General features: G+C 28.3%; 18 protein-coding genes. 2 read left to right on the top strand and 16 right to left on the bottom strand.

Translation table 11 applies throughout. The features are described from left to right. Window positions 1-62: 62 nt before the first annotated feature. From H0I29_RS00735 to H0I29_RS00660, 16 genes are all read right to left on the bottom strand, one after another. On the bottom strand, window positions 63-593 hold the full coding sequence (locus tag H0I29_RS00735; protein ID WP_218754065.1) for a hypothetical protein: 531 nt from the start codon (window positions 591-593) through the stop codon (window positions 63-65). Between the two features lie 121 nt (window positions 594-714). Next, window positions 715-1,563 (bottom strand): IS3 family transposase, encoded by an 849-nt coding sequence (locus H0I29_RS00730; RefSeq protein ID WP_254712736.1) that lies wholly within the window; start codon window positions 1,561-1,563, stop codon window positions 715-717. Beyond that, on the bottom strand, window positions 1,509-1,967 hold the full coding sequence (locus H0I29_RS00725) for a helix-turn-helix domain-containing protein (protein ID WP_218761396.1): 459 nt from the start codon (window positions 1,965-1,967) through the stop codon (window positions 1,509-1,511). Before H0I29_RS00725 ends, H0I29_RS00730 begins: the two co-directional genes overlap by 55 nt. A 174-nt stretch (window positions 1,968-2,141) precedes the next feature. Continuing rightward, window positions 2,142-2,978 (bottom strand): IS3 family transposase, encoded by an 837-nt coding sequence (locus H0I29_RS00720; RefSeq protein ID WP_254712735.1) that lies wholly within the window; start codon window positions 2,976-2,978, stop codon window positions 2,142-2,144. After that, window positions 2,975-3,496, bottom strand: coding sequence for a helix-turn-helix domain-containing protein (locus H0I29_RS00715; protein ID WP_136583671.1), 522 nt, complete (start codon window positions 3,494-3,496; stop codon window positions 2,975-2,977). The genes H0I29_RS00720 and H0I29_RS00715 overlap by 4 nt, the downstream gene beginning before the upstream one ends. 105 nt (window positions 3,497-3,601) lie before the next feature. Further along, window positions 3,602-4,558 (bottom strand): hypothetical protein, encoded by a 957-nt coding sequence (locus H0I29_RS00710; RefSeq protein WP_218754064.1) that lies wholly within the window; start codon window positions 4,556-4,558, stop codon window positions 3,602-3,604. Window positions 4,559-4,721: 163 nt separating this feature from the next. Next, window positions 4,722-5,432: a hypothetical protein gene (locus tag H0I29_RS00705; protein WP_218754063.1), complete on the bottom strand. Its 711-nt coding sequence runs from the start codon at window positions 5,430-5,432 to the stop codon at window positions 4,722-4,724. Between the two features lie 275 nt (window positions 5,433-5,707). Then, window positions 5,708-6,187 (bottom strand): hypothetical protein, encoded by a 480-nt coding sequence (locus H0I29_RS00700; RefSeq protein ID WP_218754062.1) that lies wholly within the window; start codon window positions 6,185-6,187, stop codon window positions 5,708-5,710. A 154-nt stretch (window positions 6,188-6,341) separates the two neighbouring features. Next, a complete protein-coding gene (locus H0I29_RS00695) occupies window positions 6,342-7,403 on the bottom strand; it encodes a GTP pyrophosphokinase family protein (protein WP_218754061.1) in 1,062 nt (353 codons plus the stop codon). Window positions 7,404-7,569: 166 nt separating this feature from the next. Then, complete coding sequence (locus H0I29_RS00690) at window positions 7,570-7,926, bottom strand: type II toxin-antitoxin system HigA family antitoxin (RefSeq protein WP_068449010.1); 357 nt, start codon at window positions 7,924-7,926, stop codon at window positions 7,570-7,572. Between the two features lie 2 nt (window positions 7,927-7,928). Continuing rightward, entirely contained in the window at window positions 7,929-8,222 is a 294-nt protein-coding gene (locus tag H0I29_RS00685; RefSeq protein WP_068449008.1) for a type II toxin-antitoxin system HigB family toxin, read from the bottom strand. 210 nt (window positions 8,223-8,432) lie between these two features. Beyond that, window positions 8,433-9,179, bottom strand: coding sequence for a hypothetical protein (locus tag H0I29_RS00680; protein ID WP_218754060.1), 747 nt, complete (start codon window positions 9,177-9,179; stop codon window positions 8,433-8,435). A gap of 124 nt (window positions 9,180-9,303) precedes the next feature. Beyond that, window positions 9,304-10,419 carry a tyrosine-type recombinase/integrase gene (locus tag H0I29_RS00675; RefSeq protein ID WP_218754059.1) on the bottom strand — a complete coding sequence of 372 codons (1,116 nt, stop codon included), beginning with the start codon at window positions 10,417-10,419 and terminating at the stop codon, window positions 9,304-9,306. Window positions 10,420-11,022: 603 nt separating this feature from the next. Further along, window positions 11,023-11,172, bottom strand: coding sequence for a hypothetical protein (locus tag H0I29_RS18450; protein ID WP_218754058.1), 150 nt, complete (start codon window positions 11,170-11,172; stop codon window positions 11,023-11,025). Window positions 11,173-11,808: 636 nt separating this feature from the next. Continuing rightward, window positions 11,809-13,278, bottom strand: coding sequence for a tyrosine-type recombinase/integrase (locus H0I29_RS00665; protein ID WP_218754057.1), 1,470 nt, complete (start codon window positions 13,276-13,278; stop codon window positions 11,809-11,811). Window positions 13,279-13,511: 233 nt separating this feature from the next. Further along, on the bottom strand, window positions 13,512-14,291 hold the full coding sequence (locus H0I29_RS00660) for a LexA family transcriptional regulator (RefSeq protein ID WP_218754056.1): 780 nt from the start codon (window positions 14,289-14,291) through the stop codon (window positions 13,512-13,514). A gap of 52 nt (window positions 14,292-14,343) precedes the next feature. On the opposite strand from H0I29_RS00660, the gene dinB reads away from it, so the two are divergent. Both dinB and H0I29_RS00650 read left to right on the top strand, forming a co-directional pair. Further along, window positions 14,344-15,558, top strand: a complete 1,215-nt coding sequence (dinB, locus tag H0I29_RS00655) for a DNA polymerase IV (protein ID WP_218754055.1) — start codon at window positions 14,344-14,346, stop codon at window positions 15,556-15,558. Window positions 15,559-15,569: 11 nt separating this feature from the next. Then, the gene (locus H0I29_RS00650) at window positions 15,570-18,521 is read left to right on the top strand and encodes a DNA polymerase III subunit alpha (protein ID WP_218754054.1); all 2,952 of its coding nucleotides are present in this window, start codon (window positions 15,570-15,572) and stop codon (window positions 18,519-18,521) included. Window positions 18,522-18,662: the final 141 nt, after the last annotated feature.

The raw sequence follows: 18,662 nt of genomic DNA, 5'->3' as shown, positions 1-18,662 counted from the left end.
AAAAACGAACGCGAGAAAATTCCGAAGGAATTTTCCAAATAAGCAACGACCAAAGCAATTAATTATACACGGTGTTGTGTGTTCGTTTTTATTCTTATTTTCCATTCGTTTGTGTCTAATTCCATTATTTCACTTCTATCCCAATTAGTGAATTCCTCGCATTCAAATTCCAATATTTTTCCATTCCATTTTCTAAATCGAATATCATCCATTTTAAACGGACTTTGGATTTCAGTCAAGTCCGATAAGGAACTGTTCATTTTCTCAATTTCATAATAGTTATGGAAAAAGAAAATTCCATTAGGCGAAACTTCCACGTCTTGATATTCAGGCTGACTTTCCGATTCAATTATATTCAAGTCAGAAGCGTTTAATAGAAAAACATAATCAGAAGTCAACACAATAATTTCGTTCCGATTTTCAGAGTATTTCACTTCTTTTTGTGTTCCGCGAAATTGTCCAACCGTTTCATTCAAATCTTCATCGGTAAACTTTATCCAAGTCCAAGATTGAGAATTCCAAGGACTTTCAATGTCATAAATCCTTTCTTTAAATTCTCCAGAATATGGTTGGTTTATAATTTCAGTTTTCAATGTAGTTTCGTTTTTTGTATTATACTGATATAGGTTGACCTTTTTTTAGGTTAATTTATACCGTTCAAAAGATTTTTTTAGCCGTTTAGAAGGCAAAAAATATTTTGAACTAGTTTTGTTTTCAAATTGTTAGTTCAGTCAAATTTACATTATTTCTTCGATATGATTTGTATTTGATGTTTGGATTTAAATGTACTTCAGCTGGTTTTCTTAATTCTAAGCTAAAATGGGTTCTTAAATTGTTGTAAATATATACTGCTTGTTTTGTTACTTCTTGAGCAATGGCAGTGTTTTTAATGCAATTTCTAAGTCCATATTCATATTTTAAAGTTCTATTAATTCGCTCTGCAATTGCGTTTTCATAAGGATCATATTGTTCTGTCATGCTCATCATTATGCCATTTTCTTCTGCAAATGCTGTGTATTTGGGGTTACAGTATTGAAAACCTCTGTCAGAATGATGTATTAATTTTTTATCAGGGTATTTTCTATTTTTAATAGCCATTTCTAGCGCTTCTGAACAAAGTGATGTCTTCATGTTGTTATCTAATTTATAGCCCATAATTTGCTTAGAATATGCATCTGTAACGATTGCTAGGTAATTGTGTCCATTGTCTGTTTTAATGTATGTTATATCGCTTACCCATAGTTGTTCTGGTCGAGTAGGAACTTGGTCTTTAATTAGGTTTTTATATTTTCTAAATTGATGATTAGAATTTGTTGTTGTTACATAGTTTTTAAGCTTAGGAACAAGTAAATTATGAAGCCTTAACACATCGTACAACTTGTCTCTACCGATTTTAATACCTTGTTTTATAAAGTCTTGTTTAAGTTCATCATATAACTTAATTCCGCCAGTTCTCATACCAACTAATTTTCGATATTCTTGTATCATTGCGATGACTTTTTCATCGTTTAGTCGTTTGTTTTTTTGGGTTTTGAGTCTTTTGTAGAAGGCTTGTTTACTAATCCCAAAACACTCATAGAACCATTTTCTTTTAAACGGTTTTTCTTTTTTAGTTCTATCTCTTTCGCTAATGTTTTGGGCAACGACTTTTTTGACAAATCGACTCCAGTAATGATTTCCATGTCAGCAATAATATCTTGTTGAAATTCCTTTACAAACTCCAATTCTTCAATACGTTCCTTTAGTTTTTTAATCTCATCTAATTTACTCATACCTGTATTTTGTTGGACTAAAGTACTATATTTTTTGATCCAATACCCAATTGTAGTTCTAGGAACATCATATTTTTTGGAAGCAAAGTTTGTGGAAATCTGTCCATTCTGAATTTGGTCAACGACGAATAATTTGAGTTCTAAAGTTGCTTTTTCGTACGTTTTTTTTCGCCAGGGTTGTTTTTGAGCTTTCATAAGTGACTATAATTAAGTGTTTAATTTTTAGTCAACCTATTTCAGGAAAGTACATTTGGTAAATGTTTTACAACGTGTTTGTATATGGTTTGTTGCGTGTTTTAAGCACTAAAGTTAGCAAATAAAAACCGAATATAAAATGAAGTGCACCCAAATGTTTAGACAAATTTATAATTAATTTTGATAATAATTAGCTCGATATTCAATCGGGCTCATTCCCTTTAAATTTTGTTTAATTCTCTCATTATTATAATATTTTATATACACTTTAATCTCTTTTTTTAATTGAGATATCGACTTGTATTTATTTATATAAAACAATTCAGATTTTAGAATACCGAAGAAATTTTCTATCACAGCGTTATCTAAACAATTTCCTTTACGAGACATACTCTGAGTAATTCCTTTTTTTGTTAATAATCTTCGATACTGTTTCATTTGATACTGCCACCCTTGATCTGAATGTAATATTAAATTTGTTTGATCTGGTATTTTCTTAAAAGACTTTTTCAGCATAATAGCTACTTGTTTAAAATCAGGTTTTTCAGATAATTGATAACTTATTATTTCTCTATTAAAGAGATCAATTATTGGAGATAGATATAGTTTTTTTCCTAAAACTTTAAATTCTGTAATATCGGTAGCCCATTTTTTATTTGGCCTAATAGCTTTAAAATTTCGTTGTAATATATTAGGAGCTGTTTCTCCTATTCGCCCTTTATAAGACTTGTATCTTTTAGTTCTGATTAAACTTTTTAAACCTAATTCACGCATTAACTTGAGTACTGTTTTATGATTTATTAGAGTGCCTATTTTGTTGATTTCTAAAGAGATTCTTCTATAGCCATATCTTCCTTTGTGACGATGATATATTTGATGAATCAATAGTTTTATCTCTTTATATTTATCAACTAAAAGACTTTTTTTATGATGATAATAATAACTACTTCTTGCCATGTTCGTATGATATAATAAAATATCTAAATCGTACTTATGCCTTAATTCTGTTATGGCTTTTGCTTTTTGTTTTGCTCTTGTTGAATTAAGGCCTGTAACTTTTTTAGCAAGTCCAGTTCTGCACGTAATGATTCATTTTCTAATAAAAGTTCCTCTTCTCTTGTTAAAGGTTTATTAGACTTTTTTTTAGCCCTCTTAAATTGCATAGATTTTGGTTTACCTCTAGGTTTAATGTTTAAGCCTACAATACCCTCTTTTTTATAATTACGTTGCCACTTCATAATTACAGATTTAGTAGGAATATTAAATTCTAAACAAGCTTGACTGAAAGATAATGAATCTTTGTCAATAGCTTTTAAAACTTTAAGTTTAAAAGGAATGCTATACACTTTGGTTTTTCTTGGTAATAGTGCTTTTTTACCATATTTTTCATAAAATCGAATCCAATCATGAAGGGTTGTATGATGACAACCATATAACTTAGACACATCTTCAACTGTTTGGTGATTTTTTAAAACTTGCTTTACACATCGAAGTTTAAATGCGTAATCATACTTGACTTTTCTTCCCATAATAATACCCTCAAATAGTGTCTAACTTTTTGGGAGCAGTTCAAAATCCGCGAGGATTTTCGTAAGTAGGCTAGAACTAGCAATAAATTATATACGGTGTTGGCATTAGTACTTTTCTGGATTCCAATTGTAAATTTTAATTAAGTTGTCATAAAAAATGTCACAAATATCAAAAATCAAAGAAATGTCATTTTTCAAATCATTAGTTGAATAATATGAAATTGTTTGATTTGAATGAATAATTAAATGTCTAAACTTAATAAGATTTTCTAATCTCTCTAGATAGTTGTTTTCAGGTTTTTTTGAGTTTAGCAAATTTGTCAAATTGATATCATTTGATATTTTCTTAAAAGCTGAATTTATTCCATTTATATTTTGAAAAGAAATTGTTCTAGCAACTATTTTTTCAGCTGATGAGAATCCCTCGGAAACTTCAAATAAATCTTCTGATATAATTCTTGAACTTTTAAATATATCTTTTTTGTTTTCTGAATATTTTAGAAGTACAATATATGTTGACCTTAAATATTCTTCGAGTACAGATATCAAGTATGGAATAGTAAAATTAATTCCAATACTAACTGGATTCATTTCGTTTAGAATTGGAATCTCTATCGGAACTGGATTTTTCATTTCCTCGTGTTCTAAAAACTGTAGAAATACACTAGGTTTAGTCATATTATTATTGAAAGTCCTAAAAACTGTAAAACAACCTACTTCAGCATCTTTTCTTTCAACTCCATCAAATTCATAAATTGTGTTTTTACCAAATTCTGTTTCAAAATATCCTTGAAACCTTTCACTAATTTGTTTTAAAGTTAAATTTACATAGTCATTATCATATAAAGTTTTCCAAACTGTAGTTCTTATATGTAATTCTAAATATTCTGAATTTTCCTCAATAATATTTAATGTAACACCAGTAAAATGCTCTTCGGAATCATTATTGTTGTAGAAGTAGTAATTTTCTTCAAATTCTTCATAGTTTAAAATTTTCAGAAATTGTTTTACTTCTATGATATCCGTTTCTTTATTTAAATATATGGATGAATCATATCCCATAATTTTTTCTCGGTATTAATGCCAACGTGTTTGTGTATGATTAGTTGCGTGTTTTAAGCAGTGAATTTAGTAAATAAAGCACGAACGGCGAAATTCCGAAGGAATTTCCCAAGTGAGCTAAAACTAGCAATTAATTATACACGGTGTTATGCAATGCTATTTATTACTTATTTGAAAAAATCACAATTCTTAAATCTGTCTCTAAAGAATCATTATTAGATAATTTATTTTCATAATTCATTGATTTTAAGTGTTTTCCAAATATCTCAAGAATAGGAATACATTCAGTCTTACCTATAATTTGCATACCAGTTGGAGGCGGCACTATAACATTATTTTGTTGATAAATATTTGAATCCCAACCTAATTTCGTGAAAAAATTCTTAAGATTATTTGCAAATATATTAGGTTCACTATTATTTGCAATATTTACAAAAATTGCAATAGTTTTCTTAGGATATTTGGCTAATTCTTTAATTAGTTCTTTTTGAATTTCAATAGGCAAAAACCTGTCTCCAACATCTAATCTTAGTTTTATTAATTCGATTTCTAACTTTTTACTTTTTAATTCTGCATTTATTGCTCTTTCGTTTATTTCGGCAGTTTTCATATTTGCATCAGCGGCATTTTTCATAGCAATCATTGATTTTTCATTTGCAATTGCTGCGTCTCTTTTAGCAGTCTCAGAACTTTCTTCCGCCTTCGCGATTATTAGTTCGTTTGTTTGTTTTTCCTTTTTTAGTAAATCATTTAATTTACCCTTATATGTAAAAGAAAATATTGACGCTCCTAATGTCAAAAAGATTGCAATCATTGTTATTACATCACTAATACTTATTTTTTTTTCTAAAGAATTTATTTCTGTATTATTCATTGGAATTGTGTTAAGTATGAAAGCCATAATTATCAATATAAGGCTCAGTATTATTATTAATGCTCTATTAATACTAATATTATATCTTGTATTCATATCTGCTTTTATTTATTGCTAGATGCTCTTTTATAGTTTTGCATAACGTTTATGTATAAGAATAGTTGCGGGTTTGTATGCGAGGATTTTCCGAAGGAAAATCAGACGTTACAAACACGCAACGACCTTTGATTAAGCACTAAACCGCAATTATTTTTATACGGTGTTGTGCATAGTATTTATTCTACGCAAATAAGTCCTTCTTGTGAAATTTTTTGTCCTTCATTCGTTGTCATTGTTGCATCGTAAAATAAACATTTCCCTTCAATTTTAATTTTAGAAACAACAATTCCGTTATTTTCGTTTACCCATTTAGTCATTTCGTCCATTTCTCCTTTGGAAGAGTCGTAAGTTAATCGATAAGTACAATCATCAATCCATTCAAGAATTTCATAAGTTGGGTTTCCGTTTCCGATTCCGTTTTTCCATTCGGTTTGAGAGTTTTTTTCTCGGATAACAACATAACGATTAACATTTAGGTCTCTTTCGGCTGTCATTTCACTTATACTGTCATTTGAAGTAATTTTATATTTTTTCATTTCATCACTTGTTGGAATGTAGAAAGTTCCGATTTTAAAATCCGAACAAGTCAATTCTTGCGCATTGATTTTAAGTCCGATTAGAAGAAATATTGTGATTAAGATTATAGTTTTTTTCATTCAGCGATCTGTTTGTCGATATTATGCACAACGTTGTTGTGTTAAGAAAAGTTGCGTTTAAAGTGAACGGCTATTTTCCGCAGGAAAATAGGAGTTTACAAAAATGCAACTAACTTTGGTTAAGCTAAAAATAAGCAATTTTTTTTACACGGTGTTAGCTAACGTTTTTTTCAATTCTATTTACTGTGTTTTTAATTTCTCGCCAATATGGAACAGACCAAAAATCCATTTCTAGTTTATTTTCATCTCTAATATTAATTCCAGCTAAAACTACTGCTAAAAAGTGCGCAATACTACCCAAAGTAGAATCGTCTTCATCTTCAGAGTAAAAATTCATAAAAAATTGATTAATGAATTCAACTGAATTTTCTATACATTCATTAAGGTCATTTATAGTTTTAAATCCTAATGTATTTGTTAAAGTAATTATTTGAGATATATCGTCTGCTTCATTTTCATAATTATGACCAAATCTTTTATATAAATCAAGTTGATGTTCAATAAGAGATTCTATTTTTGTGTTTTCTATGAATTTTTTTATAGAATTAGAATTTATATCAATTTCGAATTCCGAATTAGTTATTGATTCACTTATTTTCTTAAGAGTTAATTCTTGTTCAATTTTTAATTCTTGAAATTGTTCATCAGCCAATTCTAGAAGACCAGATAATCTATTCAATTTTCTCTTTAACACATTTGGAATATCAGCCTCTTTTTTATATAATAAAATATGAGAAATTGAAGCCCAAGAATGTTGTAATACTGTTCTGATTTGAATTTCAGCACTGATATTCTTATATTTTTTCCATTCAGTTAATTTTGCTCTTTTAGTATCTAATTTTATAACACTATGAACAGATAAATAACCAAATTCATTAGGCTTAAGGTTTTTTATTTTATCCGAACTATGCTCAGGAATAACCTTAAACTCTTTTTCAATTAAATCTCTTACTTTGCTAACGTCTTCTAAATAATACAAAATAACTCTTAATCCTACTAAATCGATTATTTCCTCAAGTGGGTTATCATATTTCTCTCCTTTAGTTTCTAATTTAGATTTAAAACTACTTAATGTTTTAGTTCTACTTTCAATGACGTGATATTGTATATTTTCATTTTCTAGTAAATCTTGAACTAATGTTTCAACCTTAGTTTTGAATCTCTCCAAAGTAGGTGATAATTCAGAAAATTCATTTAGAAATTTGTTTTTATTCATAGTTTGGTTCAAATGTTAGCTAACGTGTTTGTATATGGTTTGTTGCGTGGTTTAAGCAACTAATTTAGTAAATAATTACCGACGAAGAAAGTCCGCGAGGACTTTCGTAAGTAGGCGAGAAGCCAGCAATAAATTATATACGGTGTTGCCAACTGGCTTTTTTCAATTAATAATCTTGAATTAAAACTTCAGTAGGAATATGTAGAGTAGTGTTGAGTTTTCTAATCATATCTAGAGTCAGTTTTCTTTTTTTATTTAAAATTTCGCTAACTCTACTTTTAAATCCAACAACTTCTGCTAAATCCTTTTGTTTCATTCCCATTTGTTCCATTCGGAATTTAATTGCTTCGATTGGGTCAGGCATTCCGATTGGGAATTGTTCATTTTCATATCTATCAATCAAAATTGACAAGATTTCCAATTCGTCTCCATCTTCCGTTCCTTTTTTTGCATCAAAAATTTCCTCAAGTCTGTTGAGTGCGTTTTGATAGTCTTTTTCGTTTCTAATTGGTAATATTTTCATAATTAGATATTATTTGCGTCAATTTTATCATATTCAGCGTGAGTTCCGATAAACCTTATCCAGCATATTCCGTATTCAAAATTAAATTTTACAATCAAACGATAATTATTACCTTTTATATTGTAAACAATTCGATTGTCTTTTAAAATACTAGCACTCGGATATTCACTTTTTAATTCGTTAATATTTTTCCATTCGGATTTTTCAGTTTCTCTATACCACGATTTTAATTGTTCTTCACAATCAGCGTGTTTTTCCCAAAAATCTCGTAAAGTTCGTTTTGCGATTACTCTCACATTATAATTGTTTGACGCAAATATAATAAAAAAGTTACCAATTTGGTAATTAGTTCGGTTTTTTTAGCTTGTTGGCAACGTTGTTGTGTAAGAAAAGTTGCGTGTTTCAAGCACTAAAGTTAGTAAATAAAACACGAACCAAGAAAATCTGCAAGGATTTTCGTAAGTGGGATTTTACCAGCAATTTTTTTTACACGGTGTTGGCAATAGTTAATTTTCATAAATTCCTAACCAGTTAATTTGTTCATTCCACTTATTCTCTTTGTAGTTTTTTACAATAAAAGTCTTTTCCACAATTTCCTTTATAAATAAAGATTTGATAGAATCAATTTTTTTATTTGATACCTTTTTATCTATAAAAAGAACATATTTAATTTTATCTAAACCTTTTTCATAAATTTTAGATTTAAAATTCAATAATTGATATGCCAGATTATTCAGATTGTTTGAATAGTCGGTTTTTGCAATTACTTTATTATTTTTTAAAGTTAAATAGATATTAAAATTATAGTCATTATTTCCTGCTGAAATTAAACCATTAGATACTTTGTCTAATTCTATTTTAAGTCCTATTTTATTCTCAAAATATTCAAATCCATTTGTAATTTTCGCAAATTTAAAGTAATGAATTGAATCGCGTTCATTCTTAATAAACAGGGTGTCTTTAGTTGAATTAAATTTATAATAATTCGTATTTTTATAATTTAAATCAGAGTTTCCTCGTAATAAAGTTTGTTCAATTTTATCATCTATAACTTTCCATTTATTGGAATATGTTCCATAAATTAAAGGGTTGTCAATCACCATAGAATCTTTAAAAAATTCAATATCGATATCAAACTCAAAGTTTTCATCTGAAATTGAACTCCAATTTCCAATAAAATCAGATTTTTCATTCTCTTTATTACAAGAGATAAATAGTGTTGTAAATATGAACAGTAGTAGTGTTTTCTTCATAATTATTGCCAACTTGTTTATATGCTTATGTTATATCAGTATATATCTCTTAATTGGGTTTATATGCTGAAGTTTTATGATTATATTTATACATTGAATATGATTCTTTAAAAGTAATTTATTCCTACAATTCATCAAAAGGATTTTTAATATTTTTAAGACTAGTTTTTGTAACATGAGTATATATCATTGTAGTTTTTGGGCTACTATGACCTAATAATTCTTGTATATACCTAATATCTGTTCCATTTTCTAATAAATGTGTTGCAAAAGAGTGTCTTAAAGTATGTAATGTAACCTTTTTTGTAATTTTAGTATTTTTCAATGCTTTTTTTAACACAGCTTGAGCACTGGCACCACTGTATTTATGTCCATTTTGCCCTTCAAAAAGAAAAATTTTAGGTTTATAAGCTAAATAGTACTCTCTAAGAAGTATTAAAAAAGAATACGAGAGCAAAGTATACCTGTCTTTTTTCCCCTTAGCTTGCTTAATATGAATTAACATTCTTTTGCTATCAATATCATCAACTTTTAAATTTAATGCTTCCCCAATTCTGAGTCCACCAGAATAAAGAAGACTTAATAATGTTTTATGCTTTAGATTTGTAAGATTATTAAATATGGCTTTAATTTCTGCAACACTTAAAACTGCTGGTAATTTCTTTTCTTTCTTAGGTCTTTCAATATTTAATAAATTAATTTCTATACCTTTAAAAAAAAGAAATTTTTTGATTCCATTAATACATTGATTTTGATATGATACGGATCTGTTTGCTCTAAATATAAAGTCATAGTTAAACTGTTCAATTAATTTTATTGAATAATCTTCATTTTTTTTTAGTAATCCATAACGAAGAAAATATGCAGTTACTTCCACATAAGTATTAACAGTATTCTCACTTAATCTTTTTTGTTGCAACCATCTTTTAAACTTTTTTAATTCTGAAGTTAAGTCGATAGATAAAGCAGGTAAGACCAATTTGTAGATTTCTTCTGACGGAGGTATAACTTTTTTTTTAAGTTTTTCATAATTAACAAACCATTTTTTTAGTCGAATATGGTTATATAATAAACTCCTATTACTTGAAGAATCTTTAATGTAGAAAGATTTCAAATTTTGGCTCCATTGTACCTCGGGTAATAATTTTAAATGATTTTTTATTTCCTGATCAAAAGGAAAATTAATCATAACAATATTTGAACCCTTATGAATGTTAGGAAGTAAAATAATAGATTTCATAGCTAAATAATTATCTAATGTAGTGAAAATAAACTAAATAAGAGGTATGTAGCTTTGTGCTTTAATAGATTTAATTCGTCGATTTTTGATTCGAGTGTAATGTAAAGGTATACACAATGTCTTTTAGTTTTAAATTATTCTACATCTTTAATACCAATTGAAAAATTACTGGGTTTATTTTTTATAATTTCAAGAGTTTTTTTAACTTTAGTAAAACCATGTTGCCGTATAATATCAAACTTAAAAACATCTACATCATCAGCAATATTCAAATCAAGTTGAATAGTAGAATATCCTTTTGATGTAAGATTCGTTGTAGTATACTGAAGAATCGGTTTTTTCTAAAATTAAAATTCCTGCTGAATGAACATTGAGGTAATTGGGGAATCCTTCAATTAATTTTCCATTTAAAACTAATTTTGCAATACTAACTATTTTTTGTTTTTGCTAAACTGTTACTTTTTTGTTTTAAAGCCTTATTTTAGGGAGTTTCGGTACTATTGAAAAACGTTTTTTGTTATTTAGAAGTCTTAACTTTGTGTATCAATTTCCTTTTTAGGTAATTCAAATATTTTTCTTAATTATCAAATTATACTTCTGTATTTAAATGTATGGTAAGTTGTAAGCAAATGATTTGTATTTATTGGGAGTAAAACTATAGTTAGTTACATTATCTCGATTTTTCGAAGAAAAATCATTATCAAAATATGGAGGAGATACTTTAAAAGGATTGATAAAATACTTGTAATACAAATCAAGTTTTGTATTACAAACTTGTATTACACTAATGTTATTTGGGATAGGAGTGGAGTTAGATGCTTTGAAAAGTCTTTAGTTTAAATTTTTGTTTTATATAATACTCTTTATTTTTATTAAAAATAATTATGAATTTAAGCATATCTATAGTTGAATTATGCGTTAATTTTACGTATAATTAACGCATAATATAGGCAATGTAAAATAATTGCACTTGATTTTTATACTATTATGGAGTTATAAAAAGTTGTTAAATAGCGTGAGTTCGAGCTAAGCAATAGTATTATTAGGTAACATATTGGGTATTGTTATAGCAGTTTTTTAGGTGAAAAAGAAAAATTAATTAGTTTTGAGTTCTATTTGACAGTCTACTAAATCAAACAAGTTTTCGTTTAAAAGACTCCGTTTATTTAAAATTTCTTGTGATTCATCTTTATCATCAATAAAAACAATATCCATTTTCTTTCTTGCTAATATCAAAATATCAAACACCCATTCTATTTGTTAGATTTGTACTTGTTCAATTAAGTGTTCGAAATAGAATTTTGGGGAATTGAGTAAAAGAGGGTAAAATACCCTCTTTCTAAACTCCTGATAAATTACATTTACTTTTCTAGTTTCTTTACTCATTTTTTACTTAAATAATTTTGAGTAATCTTCTGGCAACTCTGCATCAATTTCTCTTAAATATTTTTCCAATGCACTCATTGATTTATGTCCTGTAATCAGCATTAAATTACTCTTAGCTTCAAAAGGAGAAGCATTTTCTCTCAGTTTTCTATATAATTTTGAGATAAAGGTATGTCTAAAACTATAAATTCCATAATCTTTATTCAATTTAAAATGGTCTTTTACAACTTTTCTAAATCTTTTAGAAAAATGATCTCTTCTATTAGTTTCATTTGCATCCCAGAAAGCTCCAATTGCTTCTGGAGTAAATAAAAAGGATTCCTTATCTAACTTTGATAAATCTGGTAATTCATCAAATAAAATACTAGGAATAATTTTTGTTTTTAAAGGGCTATTCTTAGCCTTAAATTGAACGGTTTTAGTTTCTAAATTAATGTCCTTAATTCTTATTCTACAAACCTCAATAGGTCTAATGAAACTATAAGAAACGAATTTTATGAATAGTAATAATAGTTGATCTTGTTTTTCTAAATATTCAAATATATTTTGTTGCTCTTTTAATGTGTAAACCTTATTTCTTTCTGTTTTGGATTTTAATACAGGAATTGATTGAATATAGTTTTCAGCAACCAATTCATTATTTTTTAATACTTGGAAGATACTTCCTAATTCTGTTCTGTAATTATTACGATTTCTTGCGCTTGTTTTTAAAACAATTCCATTAAAATAATCTAATAAATCTTTTCTAGAAATTTCTCTTATATTCTTTTTGGTTGGATGCGTTTCTTCCATCCAAATAATAAAAAGTTTTGCTTTTCTTTTATAATCTTTTATCGTTCCACTACTTACTGCCTTTTCTTTTAAGCTTAGAGCAAAGTCAAAAGCTTTTACAATAGACATTTCTTCTTGATTCTTATTCCCAGTATTTTGTTCTTTTATGTGAATTTCTTTTTGGTTGTTTTTTATAGGTTTTTTGGTTGTTTTAGATAAGTCTCCCTTTAGAATTACATTTTCTAAAAGTGAAGTAATCATATTTTCATCTAGGGCTTCCTTTACAGCATTTTTTACAGATTCGTTTATTTTTGATGGAGATATTGCTTCTTCTTTAAGAGTTTCTTCTAGTTCTATATCAACAGTGTGATTTTTCAACTGCTCATACAACTCGGAGTTATCTATGAAAGGATTGAAGCCTTGTTTTAGTAAAAACAACAAGTTTTTTCTATAAGAAGACAAGATGCTCATTCTATTCTCTTTGGTTTTGTATTGGTTTACTTTACCATATACATTTGCCATTCGTTCCAATTTCCCTGTTTTTGGATTTCTGAAGGAAAAATAGATGTACCATCGCTTAGATAAATCTCCTTTTGCTGTATAGATTTTTGGGGAAGAAAAAAGGTTTAAAACTTTAGAATCGTGTTCAAAATCGTGTTCAATTTCTGTTGTTAGGGTAAGGTAATGGTAAATTGATTGCATAAAAAAACAGTTTAGAGACCTAAACTGTTGTTTTTTATTGATTTAAAATAGTAGCGAGAACGGGATTTGAACCCGTGACCTCAGGGTTATGAATTTAACAAAACACCCTAATTTCACGCTTTTATGCTTTATTTTAACTAAATCGTGTACTGAATCGTGTACTCGGATTTATATATAATTTCTATTCAAATATAATTAAGATTTTTATTCCTTAAAGGTTAAAATTGATTTTTTTAACTCATTTTTAAAGATTTTTCTAATTGTTTCAATTCAACACCTAAACCATTAAACATTTGCATAATACTACTCAATTTTAGTTCATGTTCTTCATACTCTTGCGTATTTATGCTACAAGTAAATTTCCATAGTTCTAAAACTTCCTCTAAAGGAACTTCATAAGACTGATATTCTCTGTTATCAGGTTTTAAAAGTAAACTTCCTTTCTCTTCAATTTGATTATAGACTCTTTTGTAGGTCATACCATCATTTTTAGTGACTATGATATAAGACGTTCCATTTTTAACATCTGTAATATTTTCTACAAATTCAGCAACCACATAAGATCCATCTTTCATAGGTAACATGGAATCTCCTTTAATAGGAAATGCTCTGTGTTTACCAGTAGGTAAAAAAGGTAATTTTATTTTTTCTAACTGCTCAATATATTCAGGATCATCATACCCTAATAAATAACCAGCAGAAGTTTTAGCAGAAACTACTTCAATTAAATTTTCATTTTCGTCATCAACTGTAATTGGAAATAAAACACGTTTGCTTCCTACTTCTATAAATGATATATCTTTTGTTTTTGTCAAATCATTTTTCAATAAAATATCAATAGGTATTTTAAAATAATTGGAGAAATCTATTAAAAACTCTAAGGTTGGAGAAGACCTATTCTCTTCATAAGAACCTATTCTTGATCTTGTTACATTTAAATCATCAGCTAAACGCTCTTGTGAAAGCGCTTTTAAACTTCTTAAATGACGTATGTTTTTGGATATAATTTTCATAATACTACAAATGTAAGCAATAATTGTTTGTTTTTGTAGCTAATTTTGTGGTGTGAAGAAAAATATTTTACATCTCGATTTAGACACTTTTTTTGTCTCTTGTGAACGATTGATTGATAGTCGATTGCAAAAGAAACCGTTGTTGGTTGGAGGAACAGGAGATCGTGGAGTTGTAGCAGCTTGTAGTTATGAAACGAGAACTTTTGGCGTGCATTCAGGCATGTCAATGAAGATTGCTAGAAAGTTATGTCCTGAAGCAATTGTTATTAGAGGAAATACGAGTATTTATTCTAAATACTCAAATATTGTTACAGAAATCATCAAAGAAAAAGTACCCATTTTTGAAAAAGCGAGTATTGATGAATTTTATGCAGACCTTTCTGGAATGGATGCTTTTTTGGGGAGTTATAAATACGCTTCTGAATTACGTCAGCGAATTATAAAAGAAAGTGGTTTGCCTATTTCCTTTGGAATGTCACAAAATAAAATTGTATCTAAAGTTGCAACAGGAGAAGCGAAACCCAATAATCAATTATTGATTGATGCAGGATTTGAGAAAGAATTTCTGGCACCATTATCAATTCGTAAAATTCCATCAGTTGGAGAAAAAACGTATCAAATTTTAAGGAATTTAGGTGTAGAAAAAATAAAAGTAATTCAAGAAATGCCTTTAGAAATGATGATAAGCGTTTTAGGGAAAAATGGAAAAACTATTTGGAAACGTGCAAACGGAATAGATAATCCACCCATTATTGCTTTTCACGAACGTAAATCTTTATCCACAGAAAGAACCTACACTAAAGATACAATTGATATGATAAAGTTAAAAGAAACCATTTTTGCAATGGCAGAAAATTTAGCTTATCAATTGAGAAAAGGAGATAAGTTAGCAGGTGTGATTAGTGTAAAAATTAGATATTCAGATTTTAACACGTATAACAAGCAAATAAAAATTCCCTATACAAGTGCAGATCACATTATCATTCCTGCTGTTTTAGAATTGTTTAAACAATTATATCAACGAAGATTGTTAATTCGATTGGTGGGGGTAAAAGTATCTGACATTGTCAGTGGTAATTACCAAATTAATTTGTTTGACGATACAGAACAACTATTGGATTTATACAATGCAATGGATACTGTTAGAAATAAATATGGAGATAAAAGTATTATGAGAGCAGCTTCTATGGGAGCAAAATCTATTGGTCGTTTTAGCAATCCTTTTAATGGAGAACCTCCTTTGGTTCTTGCACATAGAAAACAATAATTGATTGCTTTATGTATTTAAACTGTCATACCTATTATTCCTTACGTTATGGTACTTTTTCGGAAATAGAACTACTAGAACTCGCAAAAGAAAACAATATCAAAAGTATTGCGCTTACAGATATCAACAATACTTCTGCTTGTATGAATTTTATACAACAAGCTAAAAAGTATAACATTAAACCTGTAATTGGTGTTGATTTCAGAAATGGAAATTCCCAACAATTTGTAGCACTCGCAAAAAGTAATGTTGGTTTTCAAAATATCAATCAATACTTATCTACTTTTTTAGAAACTAAAACTGATATTCCAGATACTCCTAGTTATTTAGAAGATGCATTTATTGTTTATCCATTTGAAAAAGTATTGCAGTTAAACATGACCACTTTTAAAGAGAATGAATTTATTGGAGTTTCTATTGCAGAAATTAATAAACTCCGTTTTTCTCATTTAAAGAAGTTTGAAGATAGAATTGTGATACAACAACAGGTTACCATCCGAAATAAAAAAGATTTTAACGCACACAGATTGTTACGTGCCATAGATAACAATACTTTATTAAGTAAACTTCCTACTACAGAACAATGTATTACAACAGATGTAATGCATGAAAGAAAAGAATTGTTAACGTTTTATAAAGAGTTTCCAAATAGTATTACAAACACAGAAAAAGTATTGCAAGGTTGTAATACGTTTTTTGACTTTCACGAAGATAGAAAAAACCAAAATCTTAAAAAGTATTGCAATAGTTTTGAAAAAGATTGCAATATGTTATTAGATTTATGTAAAAACAACTTACATAAACGTTATAAAAATCCAACTCAAAAAGTACACGATCGACTTGAGAAAGAATTGAAAGTAATTATTGATTTAAAGTTTGTTTCCTTTTTTTTAATCAATTATGATATTGTGAGTTATGCAAAAAGTAAAGGGTACTTTCATGTAGGAAGGGGGAGTGGTACCAATAGTATTGTTGCTTATATTATTGGTATTACAGATGTAGATCCTGTAGAATTAGATTTGTACTTTGAACGTTTTATCAATCCTTTTAGAGCTTCTCCACCTGATTTTGATATTGACTTTTCATGGAAAGATAGAGAAGATGTTACCAACTATATTTTTAAACGCTTTAAAAACACAGCACTTTTAGCAACCTACAATACTTTTAAGTATAAAGCAGTCATTAGAGAATTAGGAAAAGTATTTGGATTGCCAAAAGAGGAAATAGATAAATTAAGTAAGGGAATTAAACAGCAAGAAACGGATAGTATTGCAACGTTGGTTTTAAAATATGGTAAACTAATTGAGGGTTTTCCGAATTATGTAAGTGTCCATTCTGCAGGGATATTGATTTTAGATAAACCAATACATTATTATTCAGCAACAAGTTTACCTCCAAAAGGATTTCCAACAGTTCAGTTTGACATGAACATTGCAGATGATGTAGGTGTTTTTAAGTTTGATATTTTAGGACAACGAGGTTTGGCAAAAATTAAAGAAGCCTTAGAAATTATAAAAAGAAACAGACCAAATGATCCTTCCATAGATATTACGGATGTAGAAAGTTTTAAAAAAGATAAAAAAATCAATGATTTATTAAAGTCAGGTGGAGCCATTGGTGCTTATTATGTAGAATCTCCAGCAATGAGAGGATTGATGCAAAAACTACAAACCCAAGATTATTTAGGATTAGTGGCTGCAAGTTCAATTATTAGACCAGGCGTTTCGGGATCAGGAATGAAAGATGAATTTATAAAAAGACATCGTTTTCCAGAAAAAAGGAAAGAAGCGAATCCTATTTTGTTAGAAATTATGCCAGAAACCTATGGTGTAATGGTTTATCAAGAAGATGTGATGAAGGTGGCGAGTAAGTTTGCAGACTTAACATTGGGTGAAGCGGATGTTTTAAGACGCGGAATGAGTGGGAAATACAGATCATTATCAGAGTTTAAAGCTGTAGAAGATAAGTTTATTGCTAACTGTAGAAAAAAAGGGCATAAAGATGCTTTAATTTTTGAAGTATGGAATCAAATTAAAAGTTTTGCAGGCTATGCTTTTGCCAAAGGACATTCAGCTTCTTATGCTGTAGAAAGCTATCAAAGTATGTTTTTAAAATGTTATTACCCCATAGAATTTATGGTGGCGGTTTTAAATAACGGAGGTGGATTTTATTCAACGGAACATTATATCCATGAAGCAAAAATGCAAGGAGCAATTATTGCATTACCCAGTATCAATAAAAGTAATCACCCCAACATTGTTATAGATAAAACTATTTATTTAGGTTTTGGGTATTTAAAAAGTTTAGAGCATTTAACAATTCAAAGATTGTTAACAGAAAGACAATTGTATGGGGATTTTACGTCTTTAGAAAATTTTATAGATCGTGTTGTAATTAGTATTGAACAACTAACCATTTTAATTAGAATTGATGCTTTTCGTTTTACGCATAAAACCAAAAAACAACTATTGTGGCAAGCTATTTTTAAATTGAAGGCAACGAAACAAAAAACAAAACAAGAACTGCTTTTTAAGACAGAACAAGTAAAGTATGAATTACCAAAACTAGAATCTCATTGGTTAGAAAAAGTCTATGATGAAATGGAATTATTAGGGTTTACTGTGCATGATTATTTTAAACTGGTGACTGAACCTTTTCTGCCAAGTATTAAAGCAAAACAAATGATTGATTTTGAGAATCAGCATGTTTTAATTTATGGTTTACTGGTAACTACTCGCTTTAACAAAACGTCTCAAAATAAATTAATGAGACTGAGTACTTTTATTGATAAAGATGGTCATTACTTTGATGCAGTACATTTTACAAATGTTGTACATCAATATCCAGTAAACGGAATGGGGATTTATGGTTGTTATGGGAAAATTACCAATCGTTATGGATTTTGTAGTATGAATGTAATTCAATCTAAAAAGATGAGTGTAGCGGTAGATCCGAGGAGTTAAAATTTAATAAATTTATATATACCTAGTTGTAGTTGTTTTATAACTGATTTTTTGTGTAAATTTAACAGCTATTGAAAAAGAATGTAAAAATTTACTTAATCTATTTCTTAATCAAAGAACTCATGGGGAAAGTAAAATAGA

The sequence above is a fragment of the Polaribacter sp. R2A056_3_33 genome (assembly GCF_019278485.1).
Classification (GTDB): Bacteria; Bacteroidota; Bacteroidia; order Flavobacteriales; family Flavobacteriaceae; genus Polaribacter.
Note: the sequence above shows the minus strand (reverse complement) of the source record. Positions and strands in the feature narration are given on the sequence as shown.